Origin of the sequence: Microcoleus sp. OTE_8_concoct_300, assembly GCF_031383065.1 — a bacterium.
Taxonomy (GTDB): Bacteria; Cyanobacteriota; Cyanobacteriia; order Cyanobacteriales; family Microcoleaceae; genus Microcoleus.
On sequence record NZ_JANMZH010000913.1, the window covers coordinates 1 to 1,405 of the forward strand.

A 1,405-nucleotide genomic window follows, 5' to 3' on the forward strand; every position below is an offset into this window, starting at 1 on the left:
AGAAAGTCCACTGAAGCTAAATCAGGGGCTTGGAATGGTAGAACAGTGGGATGAAGATGCCATCCGGCAACGGGCAGACCGACTTTCTACCATAGCACTCGATGTCTGGGCAGCCCCTAAGCTAGAAACCAGCGTGCTTGAGTGCTATAAATCCAAGCCCGCCCAACTAGGCTATACCATAGTAGATCACCCATATTTGGTTTCGGGAACAATGGCAGAGGTGTTTAAAGTATTCAGGAAAGAAGTTCTTGCGCTTGATGACTGCGTGACCGAAGAATTTCTCAAGCTTTACGTTGCCTACAAAGCAGAGTCCAATTTTGTGGATATAGTACCGCAAGCCAAGCGGTTACGCATCTCGTTAAATATGCCATTTTCCGAAATCAATGATCCCAAAGGCCTCTGCAAAGATGTATCGAGTGTAGGGCGTTGGGGTAATGGTGATGTAGAGGTTGGTCTGGCATCGCTTGATGAGTTGCCTTATGTGATAGGGTTGGTGCGACAGTCACTTGAGAGACAGATGGGAGGCATAGAGTAGTCCAATGAGTAACTTTGCTTTCCTCCAAGCTGAATTCTCTACGATTTATGAATCCGCCAACAAAGCAGTTGATGCAGTACATCCCGACCCTCGCACTGCCTGCTTTTATGCCCGTCGAGCCTTGGAGTTAACCGTAAATTGGTTATATAAGTACGATGATTCTCTAGAACTGCCTTATCAAGATAATCTCAGCAGTTTAATTCACGAACCTACTTTTAAAACCTTAGTAGGTGAAGCAATCTTTAACAAAGCAAGAGTCATTATCAAACTAGGAAATCAGGCAGTACACAGTACCAGACCTATCTCTGTGAATGATTCTATAAATGCTGTACGGGAGTTGTTTCATGTTGCATACTGGTTAGCACATACCTATGGACGCAGTAGCAAACCCAATTCGGGGCTTACCTTCAACTCTGACGCATTGCCCAAGACTGCACCAGTTCCTAAGCAAACCATTGAACAACTTCAGAAACTAGAAACTCAACTACACGATCGCGATGAAAAGCTTTCAACAGTTCTAGCAGACAAGAATGCACTTGATGAAGAACTGAAACAAGTACGGGCAGAATTGGCAGCAGTCAAGGAAGCCAGTGTCACCCAGCCAGATACCCACGACTATTCTGAGTCACAAACCCGCGACATCTTCATAGACCTTTTGTTAAAAGAAGCCGGATGGAACTTAGATCAACAACGTGATCGCGAGTTTCCGGTTACAGGGATGCCCAATTTATCAGGTCAAGGTTTTGTTGATTACGTCCTCTGGGGCGATGATGGTAAACCTCTGGCAGTCGTAGAAGCCAAGCGCACCCGAAACGACCCCCGCATCGGGCAACAACAGGCTAAGCTATATGCCGATTGCCTAGAAAACCA

Annotated in this window: 2 protein-coding genes; both read left to right on the forward strand. The window is 45.9% G+C overall.

Going from position 1 to position 1,405, the window contains the following annotated elements:
- The coding region (locus ACUVJL_RS39145; protein WP_445250740.1) for a DUF5655 domain-containing protein at positions 1 to 535 on the forward strand (535 nt) is incomplete at its 5' end.
- 4 nt (positions 536 to 539) lie between these two features.
- A partial coding sequence (locus ACUVJL_RS39150; protein ID WP_445250741.1) for a DUF4145 domain-containing protein occupies positions 540 to 1,405 on the forward strand: 866 nt, incomplete at its 3' end.